General features: G+C 45.4%; 8 protein-coding genes and 1 tRNA gene. 4 read left to right on the plus strand and 5 right to left on the minus strand.

Annotation, left to right across the window (positions count from 1 at the left end; translation table 11 throughout):
- Positions 1-3: 3 nt before the first annotated feature.
- Positions 4-1239: an aminotransferase class III-fold pyridoxal phosphate-dependent enzyme gene (locus VIS94_02285; protein ID HEY9159899.1), complete on the minus strand. Its 1236-nt coding sequence runs from the start codon at positions 1237-1239 to the stop codon at positions 4-6.
- Positions 1240-1248: 9 nt separating this feature from the next.
- The gene (locus VIS94_02290; protein ID HEY9159900.1) at positions 1249-2007 is read right to left on the minus strand and encodes a hypothetical protein; all 759 of its coding nucleotides are present in this window, start codon (positions 2005-2007) and stop codon (positions 1249-1251) included.
- 757 nt (positions 2008-2764) lie between these two features.
- On the opposite strand from VIS94_02290, the gene VIS94_02295 reads away from it, so the two are divergent.
- The gene (locus VIS94_02295) at positions 2765-3631 is read left to right on the plus strand and encodes a hypothetical protein (protein ID HEY9159901.1); all 867 of its coding nucleotides are present in this window, start codon (positions 2765-2767) and stop codon (positions 3629-3631) included.
- Positions 3632-3633: 2 nt separating this feature from the next.
- Here VIS94_02295 and VIS94_02300 read toward each other — a convergent pair whose 3' ends face one another.
- The 3 genes from VIS94_02300 to VIS94_02310 form a co-directional block, all read right to left on the minus strand.
- On the minus strand, positions 3634-5145 hold the full coding sequence (locus VIS94_02300; GenBank protein HEY9159902.1) for a phospholipase D family protein: 1512 nt from the start codon (positions 5143-5145) through the stop codon (positions 3634-3636).
- A 126-nt stretch (positions 5146-5271) separates the two neighbouring features.
- Positions 5272-6726, minus strand: a complete 1455-nt coding sequence (locus tag VIS94_02305) for a CoA-binding protein (GenBank protein HEY9159903.1) — start codon at positions 6724-6726, stop codon at positions 5272-5274.
- Between the two features lie 223 nt (positions 6727-6949).
- Positions 6950-7036 (minus strand) — tRNA-Leu (locus VIS94_02310).
- 69 nt (positions 7037-7105) lie between these two features.
- Here VIS94_02310 and VIS94_02315 point away from each other — a divergent pair.
- From VIS94_02315 to VIS94_02325, 3 genes are all read left to right on the plus strand, one after another.
- Positions 7106-8050, plus strand: a complete 945-nt coding sequence (locus VIS94_02315) for a bifunctional riboflavin kinase/FAD synthetase (protein HEY9159904.1) — start codon at positions 7106-7108, stop codon at positions 8048-8050.
- A gap of 23 nt (positions 8051-8073) precedes the next feature.
- Entirely contained in the window at positions 8074-8769 is a 696-nt protein-coding gene (locus VIS94_02320) for a metallophosphoesterase (GenBank protein HEY9159905.1), read from the plus strand.
- 102 nt (positions 8770-8871) lie between these two features.
- Complete coding sequence (locus VIS94_02325) at positions 8872-9612, plus strand: FadR/GntR family transcriptional regulator (GenBank protein ID HEY9159906.1); 741 nt, start codon at positions 8872-8874, stop codon at positions 9610-9612.
- Positions 9613-9747 lie beyond the last annotated feature (135 nt).

A 9747-nucleotide genomic window follows, 5' to 3' on the forward strand; every position in this document is an offset into this window, starting at 1 on the left:
ATGTCAGCAGCCGAATTTTTCCTTTACTTTCTTGAATGCCCCGTCAGCTATGTTCAACGCGTCATTAATATCTTTTTCAGTATGTGCAGCGCTCAAGAACATATTGTGATGCCACAAAATCATAAGACCATTTTTATTGCATTCTCTTACAAAATACTGGCTGCGTTTAAAATTCTTTTCGTTTGTAAAAATAATATATGGCATTGATACATGACCGGTCACTGCAAACTGCAGTCCGTATGTCGCAGCAAGGCTTTCCATTCCATCCTTGAATTGTTGACCTCTGAGGGTGCAGATGCCAGCCGCATCTATCTTTTTCATTTTGTTAATGCAGGCTATTGCCGCCGCCATTTCCGGACTGTTGAAAAAAAATGATCCTGTCATGAATGATTTTGAAGCAGATACCTTGAGGTGTTTCTTGCCTACGACCATCGATATGGGATAGCCGTTGGCTATCGCCTTTCCAAAGGTCTGAATATCCGGCTCCACGCCAAAATAATGTGCGGCGCCTTTGATATCGAGCCTCCAACCGCTTCGCACATCATCGGCAATAAGTATAATTCCATTTTCATCGCAGAGTTTGCGAAGGCCTGGCCAGTAGTCACTGCCGGGCAGCAAATTGGCTTCAAACGTTGGTGTATGGGTCGGAGTCATCATAATTGCCGCTATTTCGCCTTTGTGCTGCTCAACTACTCTGCGGGTGTCTTCAAGGTTGCCCCATTCGGTCATCAATATTTCGCTTCGGTCTGTAGGAGTATTTCCGTAATGATTTGTACCCGCCCATGTCTGTGCGCCGTGGTAAACACCATTTCCGAGGAGTATCTTGTTCCGCCTTGTGTGTCCGCGTGCGATATTAATAGCCCAGCTTGTGGTATCGGCACCGTTCTTGGTAAAATAAACCCAGTCGGCGGCATTGATTGTTTCGCAAACCAGTTCGGCCAGCTCGACCATCTTTGTAGATGGAGGGAAGGTGCTCGTGCCTTTTTTTGCCTGTTTTGCAAAGGCGGCATCAACATCGGGATCTGCATAACCAAGGATCATGGGACCGTAGGCGCTTACAAAATCAAGATACTCATTGCCGTCTACATCCCTGATTCTCACTCCTTTGGCGCTGTCGGTATAACAAGGGAAATCTCCAGGGGATGTCAATGCCGGACTGAAATGACCGTATATGCCCTGAGGGATTCGTTCTGCAGCACGTTTGAACCATTCTATCGATTTATCATGACTGTATGACATAACTGCCTCCTACTGAAGATATAAACCGACTTTATCAAGGTACGAATTTACAACATCACCCATGTGGAGATTACCGGAAAGCACCATGTCGCCAAGGGTGATTGATACCATCAGATCAACCTTATCGTCAGCTACCTGAAGGAAAAAGTCCTCATCGATAAATTCCATGAGAAGATCAAAATCATCTGCATTACCGTTTCTTCCCACAACATCATTGCTGCCCGAGAAAAGAATGTTGACTGCATCTCCGTTTTTGATTCTGAGTTCTGCAATACCGTTTAATGTTGATGCCGTTGCCCTGGATTCAGGTTCATTGTTGCATATGGCTGCTATTGTTTTGGCAATGGTGTTAAGCAACAGTTTAGCCTTAAGCTTTTTGGGAGGATTCGGACCCTTAAGGATTGTATCAAGACGGTCTCCGAGTTTCATGAACGTCAAAAGCCCGGAAACTTTTGGAAGACTCCAGGGCATTATAATGGGGATCGGAATTCCAAAGCCTTTTTTCGAAAGCATGTTTGTCATCAATCTTGCGATTGGGAAAAACATGATGATATCTGGATTTCCAACCTTGCCTGACACAACTTTGATCTGGGAATTTCTGATTGTTATCGTCGCTTTCGGGCCTCCAATTCCTGCTACAAACATTATCGAAACATTTTTTCCCGCAATCAATGCCGCTGATTCAGGATCTTCCTGTGCCAATATTTCGAAATTCGTAAAAACGGCATCCAGAAAAACATGTGACAGCACTTTCTCATGGCATGACATATTTGAGCCCCTCCTATCAAATGAACTCTAGAGATATTAACATGTATCCAATCAAGAATGAACTTTTTTGTTTCAAACATACTTCTGGCTGCATAATGCCTATATCGGAAAAACTATTTTACAGAACTTTGGGGACTTGACTAGCTTCTAAGCCGGATATAATATTGAACTCAATAAATATTATATTTTAATTGGAGGTCTGTAGCACATTTAATTGTCGGGTTTAGCTGACTTTTTTACCGTCCGAATCTTCAGTAACCTTTTAAAATAATTATTCCCGGGGCATAAAAACCCAATGCTTTATGAACCCTTCGGTTAAGAGCTTTTTCAGTATCAGCATATCGATATGAGAAACCGTAGGCCATGAATAAATGTCGACAATAAAAATAAACTTGGCTCAACGATTGCCGATAAAACATCAAAAAAAATGCAGATCGCTGGCGATCTGCAACATATGAGGAGGTTCTACGGGGAATGAATCTTGAGAACCTTAATTTGAATATTATCTCATCCTATGAAATAAGCAATACTAAATTTCAAAATATTCAAAAGATAAGAAGGTAATATCCTCTGGAATGGCTTTAATCCTGAACACTGATCAGAAATAAATATTTTTAATTGTATAATACATCTTTACCATGTGCTGTGATTTGTACTGCGTGGGGTTGATTCCATGAAATAATACATAGGAGAATTACTGATATGGATTGGATTGGTTTTCTGGTGTAAATAATTGGAAATTTTGAGGAGGTTCATAATGGTCAAAAGATGGGCAATCATTGCATTTCCAATATTTTTCATTTTTGCCTTTACCAGTAATTTGAGGGCAGCGGATGAAAACGCGCAGAAAACACCGCAGCCTGCTGCCGAGGACAAGGCGACTGAAATGTCGAAAAAAGTTGAGGACCCTCTTTCGGGGCTCATTCTCATGCCGCTTGAGTACAGCTATACGGGAAGCGTGGGGCCTATTGATAAATCGGCCCAGCAGCTCATCATAGAACCCACTTTCCCGATCGACATTACTGATAAATGGAAGATTCTGACGCACACACTCATACCGATTGTAAGCCTTCCTCAATTAGGAGACGACAGGCCGAGTTCGGGTTTGAGCAACATCATGTTTTCCGCACTGCTCGCGAAGAAGAGTGAAAGCAAGCTCACATGGGGCATCGGCGGAGGGGTAATGTTCCCTACGGCCTCCAATACCGACCCTGTTTCATGGACAAATACGCCTACCGGTTACGACTGCTGGGCCCTGGGGCCTTCCGTAGTGGGTGTATTCAAGAGCGGCAACTGGGTTACAGGCGCTCTTGTCAACCAGATGTGGAGGATCAGCGGAGAATCAAATCTCAACATGATGCAGATCCAGGCGTTTGCATTCTATAATCTGGGGCAGGGATATTCCATAAGCAGCATGCCTTTGATCAGTGTTGACTGGACAAAGAAATCTTCACAGAGCACGCTGATTCCACTGGGCCTTATGGTAGGAAAGCTTTTTATGATAGGAGGCGTTTTCCCGCTTGGCCTTTCGCTGGGCACTTACTACAATATCGTCAAGCCCGATGACGCGCCTCAGAGTACTATACGCGGAGAACTCTTCTTTGTACTGCCTGAGGTATGGTGAGCTTATAGCTGTGATTCAGGGGCGAAGATCGAGATGACCCCGGCTGAAAAACGCCGCCACAGGCTGGTCATGGGTGAATGGGTGTATGTGACCTCTTTGCCGTTTTCCTCCGTTTTCCAGATAAGCCGTGATTTGTCTGACAATTCCAGCTTGAATGTATATTGCGGCAACATCGATACTTCAAACATTTTTGCCGCCTGTTCTGCAATTTCAGGACTCTGAACGAAGATGCCTATCTCGGTGTTAAGCTCTCTCGACCTTGCATCAAGGTTCCTGGAGCCGATAAAGGCTTCTTTCCTGTCAAATACATAAAATTTTGCGTGCAGGCTTACCCTGTACGAGCCCATGATTTCGCTTCTGGATTCTTTGCCTTTTTCTTCTGGATCGGCCCTCATTTCATAGAGCTCGACACCCTTCTGAAGAAGTGTCTTCCTGTATCTGGCATAACCTGAATATACTGATATAACGTCTGTGGAGGCCAGAGAATTCGTAGTTATTCTGACTTTTATGCCTGTGCTGTGCAACATTCCGATAATGTCGATGACGGTTTTATCGGGGACGAAATAAGGGGAAACTAGAATCAGCTCCGATTTTGTGTCTCTTATAAGAGGCAGAAGTCTCGTCATTAGGTTCGAGTCTGAGTCCATATCACCTTTGCCAGCAATCTTTTCCGGCAGGTCATATATGACATTACCTTTTGCCCAGCTGTAGGTGAACCTGCCGCTGACAATTCTGTTCAGAAAGTCCGATTGCTTGAGTCGAATGGCGTATTCGGAATTCATTGCAGTTCTGTTTGTTTCTTTTAAAGACTCGAGAGATTCTTCCAATTCTTCTGCTCCCGGCCTGTTTGACGACAAGTATTCGTACGGTATGGCCCATTCGCAATTCCAGTATATATCGAAGCTTTTGGAAATATCCTTTACAACAGGGCCCGCCGCAATCAAATCCATATCCGCAAAATTCGAGTCTTTCGAGGCCCCGAAATATTCGTCGGCAAGGTTCCTGCCTCCTACGATTCCGATGATGTTATCAGCGACAAAAGCCTTGTTATGCATGCGGTGGTTCAGCTGGCGGAGGCTGCCCTTCGGATTGAAGAGCCGCAATTCTATATTCGGGTGGGAATCAAGCATCCACATCTGCGATTCGGAAAGCCCCGTTCCCACATAATCGAAAAGGAGTCTCACCCTGACCCCGCGGTCTGCGGCCGAAATAAGTTTCTCAATGAGGAAGCCGACCGACAGGTCATTGCTGACGATGTAGTACTGCAGATCAAGAGTCTTATCGGCTCCATCGATGAGAAGGGCTCTGGCGATGAATGCATCCATGTCCGACGGCAGCATGTAGAAGCCCGAGTCACCCGGATGTTTAATCGAATCCCTTCCTACGGCTTTAACTAATTTCGTGTCTTCACTGGGCTCTATGGCATATGAAGGAACCCTGTGTATGTCTTTGGACAGCGTTGCGCATGAACTAAAGAGAATCGACAGGAATACAAAGCTTAAACACTTAAGCATGATGCAAATATTACAATAATGGAGAATCCACTTCAAGGGTGGCTTCTGAATGTATGAGGAGTCTTTTGTATGTACAGTCAAGTAAAGATTTTCCTTATTCATGATAATATCGGTTCTGACGAGCATTTACTGCCTGCTCCTGTAAAACCTGGAAACAGAGGCAACCGCGCGCAGCGCATTTCCGACATCGTCATAAACCGGCATGCCAGCCTCGGTGAACAGCCGGCGGGTCTCTCTGAGCATTTCCTCTATCCCGATGTCTTCCTCTTCCTGCCTGATGTTAGGAAGGATTAGCACAACCGGCTTTCCGCCTATCTCAATTGCTTCACGGCATGCCCTTACCAGATCCCTGTAGGGTGTAATTTCCTTTATGCTTTTTGCACCCATTGTTACCTGCAGAGATTTGTAGTGGTACAGGAGCTGAATGACAATATGGATGTCAACATTTTCGTCTTTTGATGCCTGAATAAGTATCTCCCTTATGCTCTGAGGAGACACAAAGGGATTTGCTATGTCGATAGGATTTGCCGCACTTGATCCCGGCTTGGGCAGGACATCGAAAATTGCCGCCTGCAGATCCTTTCTAAGATGAGGTACGGCAAGCCCGAATGATTCTGCGGCGTCAGCCGCCGCTATGCCCAGTGCACCGCCGCCTCCGGTTATGGAACATCCCCGGTAATCCCTGCATGGCAATAGAGAAAAGGCCAGGGCCGCATCATTCATCTCCTCGAAATTCTGAACCTGAATTGCATTACATTGTCTTAATGCTGCTTCCCATATGGCCTTACGTCCTCCGAGTGACGCGGTATGGCTGGCCGCAGCCCTGCCTCCCGAATCCGAGAGGCCACCCTTGATTACTATGACAGGCTTTTCCCTGGTCGCTTCCTTCAGGGCGGAAAGAAACTCTCGTCCGTCGTTTACCCCCTCGACATACATGCAGATGACTTTCGTTTCGGGATCACGGCTGAGATATCGGAGCATCTCCGTTTCCCTGAGGTCGCAGCCGTTCCCGAAACTTATGACCTTGGAAAAGCGTATCCCCCTCCACATTCCAGTGAAACCGAAATCCACCGAAAGCCCGCCGCTTTGAGATAGAAGCGCCACATTTCCCGGTTCACGTGAAAGGTCCGGTCCCGGCAGCATCGTGAGCCCTGATTTAGGACAGTATATTCCGAAGCAGTTTGGGCCCAGCACCCTGATGCCCCGTTTGGAAATGACTTCAAGTTCCTCTTCAAGTGCTATTCCTTCCGGAGTGCCGATTTCCCTGAAACCAGAGGAAAGGATTTCTGCGCCCACAGCGCCCTTCTTCCGGCAGGCTTCCAGGGTGGAAGGGACTTTGCTGGCCGGGACTGCTATGATTGCAAAATCGATTTTACCGGGAATAGCTTCGACTGAAGGGTAGATGGTCATCCCATCGATTGAGCCACCGCGGTTGTTCACGGGATACAGAATGCCATCATAACCTATTGCAAGGTGCGAGAGAAGAATGCCTCGGCCGAAGCCGAACCCTTCTGCTGAAACACCCACTATCGCAACACTTTCAGGCATGAACATCCGGTCCAGGTTTGAATAAGATTCCATTGTTTTCTGCTCGGTCATAAGAAATTTTCTTTGTGCCTCCTTCAGATTGGGCCTTTAAATAAATCAACTCTAAAATCCGGCCGGAAATTAGGCAAGTGATTTAATTTATTTTATAATCCTCTTCATTTTTGCGGGAAATATCAGTTCACGGCATAGGGAAAACGATTATGTTTAATTATCTTACAGGAAATTATTATTGATTGATGAAACAGGAAAAATTTGATGGTGCCGGGACAGGGACTTGAACCCTGATGGGCGTTCGCCCACTAGACCCTGAACCTAGCGCGTCTGCCAGTTCCGCCACCCCGGCACATGCCCTTGCAATGCAAAAGCTTTTCACCTATACTTTTGAACCTTGAAAAAGTCAAGGATAGAGGACATGGAAATTTTCTGGGGAAATGACAAAATCGATGCTGCAAAAATACAGAATCCTGTTGTGACTATCGGTAACTTCGATGGTTGTCACATCGGGCATCAGGAGATATTCAAAAGGGTGAAAAAACATGCCGCAGCCCTGCATGGTTCTTCGGTTGTCTACACATTCAATCCCCATCCTGCCTCGGTTATTAATAATAGTGAACCCAATACCATATACACGCTTAATGAAAAGATTGAGGCTATAAGTTCATTGGGAATGGATTTCATGGTGGTTGTCCCGTTTACAAGAGAGTTTGCAGATACACACCCGGAGCGGTTCGTAAATGATATACTCGTGAACGGGATAAGGGCGAAAGGTGTTGTCGTGGGCTATGATTTTGTTTTTGGCCGCAGGGCGATGGGCGATATTCCTTTTTTAAAGAAGAAGGGAGAAGAACTTGGGTTTTTTGTCGAAAGCATGCCTGCCGTAATCAGGGACGGGGTAATCGTATCAAGCACCCTTATAAGGACAATGATCAAATCGGGAGATGTCTGCGGAGCTGCCAGGTTATTATCAGGACCGTACAGACTTCCCGGCACCGTGGTTCACGGTATGGCACGGGGAAGGCTGCTAGGTTTTCCTACGGCAAATATAAGACCTGATAAATCTTTGATTCCTGCTTACGGGGTTTATGCAACAAATATATATCTTGACGGCAAATGTTATACTGGGGCGACTAACATAGGAGACAATCCGACATTCGGCGATGAAGGAACTTCGATTGAGGCCTTTCTTTTCGATTTTGAGGGCGACCTCTACAACAGGCATATATCGATAGAATTCATCGACCGGTTGAGAAAAGAAATCAAATTCGACAGCAAGGATAAGCTGATCAGACAAATCGATAAAGACTGCAGGAATGCTAGCGAAATTTTGAACCGCTTCAATTCCGGACATCGCAAATAAGTGGATATTAAAAAACAAAAATAATGAAAGTCTTTGCCATATCAGACCTTCACCTCGGATTCGGTTCGAATAAGCCGATGGATATATTCGGCCGGCACTGGGATGCCCATCCTGAGCGCATTAGAAAAGAATGGACCGGCATGATTTCTGATGAAGACCTGGTTCTTGTAGCAGGAGATATATCATGGGCAATGAAACCGATAGACGCCAAGGCCGACCTGGCATTTCTGGGAGAACTTCCAGGGAAAAAAATCATAATAAAGGGAAACCATGACTTCTGGTGGCAGGGGCTCAAAAAAGTCAGAGAAATCGCACCTGCTACGGTTATGCCTCTGCATAACAGTTCATATGAAACTCAAGGTATCGGCATAGCAGGTTCTAGGTTGTGGATTGACCCCTCTCTGAACCTGGAAAAGACTACGGACGATGACGAAAAGCTGTTCGAAAGGGAACTGGGCAGGCTGAAAAACTCAATTGAAACAATTACAGGAAATCCTGAAAAAATTATCATTATGACACATTTCCCGCCTATTTCACCTGACGGCAAGGCAGGAAAGGCGGTCGAAATGCTGAAGGAATTCAATATACATACATGGGTTTTCGGCCATATGCATATAGACGGCAATGACTACTCGGGATTCAATACGACAATTGCTAACACCAGATTTGTTTTTACCTCGGCCGACTGCATAGACTTCAGGCCTGTCAGGATTCTTTAAACATAGAGCCTCAATCTGAGTTACCTGCAAGATAAGACTTGAGCTGTCTGAGATTGTATGTTTATCATACAACTAAACAATAAATTATGAATGAGGTGGGTAATGGAGACAAAGCCGTTTGGTATTTCCCGCATAGAAAAATCTCCCGATATTCCAAACCTTGTTTCAAAACAGATTATTGACCTGATTTCGGAAGGGAAGCTGAAGCCTGGTGACAAACTGCCAAGCGAACATGAGATGACGCAGATGTTCGGAATCAGCAGGATATCACTGAGGGAAGCCATGAAGCTTCTTGAGGCAAGAGGCTATATTGAATCGCTGGATAGAAGGGGAAAATTTGTCAAGTCTGTTGCCGATACCATGATGTCGACTCTTGAAGAGCTGATATCTATCGACCACGCAAAAATATGGGAACTTCTTTATGTCAGGAGATTTATTGAAGCCGAAGCGGCATATCTTGCCGCCAAGAATGCTACACCTGAACAGATCGCAGAAATGAAGAGTCTTTCCGAACGTGCTGAAAAAGCAGGCCTCGATACCCTGCTTGTAACAAAGGAGGGGGGTCTTATTTATACAAGATTTTTCGACCTTCTGGCCGAATCGACAAAAAATACCGTATTCATGCATATAAGACAGACGATTGCCGGCATACTCAAGGGGGCATTCCCGTACAGCAGAAAAAAGCTTACAAACGTGGGCGGAAGCTCGCGCAAAATTTTTTTACAGCTCGGCAAGATCTGGCATGCAATCGAAAAAAGGGATCCTGAGGCCGCAAGGCTCGCTACTATCGAGCATATTGACTATATTGAAAAAACCCTGAGGCTTGCACTGAGTCAAAAGTAGGGAGGCCATAAAGCAGAAGATAAAAACCGGAAGCCGTTATGGAATAAATAGTCGTCCCTGAAGAACCCATTTTTGAATCAGACAGGCGCCCATATGAGGCGCCTGTTTTGGTTTTTTGAGAAAAAAACGAGCCAT

It is taken from the genome of Desulfomonilia bacterium, assembly GCA_036567785.1.
Taxonomy (GTDB): domain Bacteria; phylum Desulfobacterota; class Desulfomonilia; order UBA1062; family UBA1062; genus DATCTV01.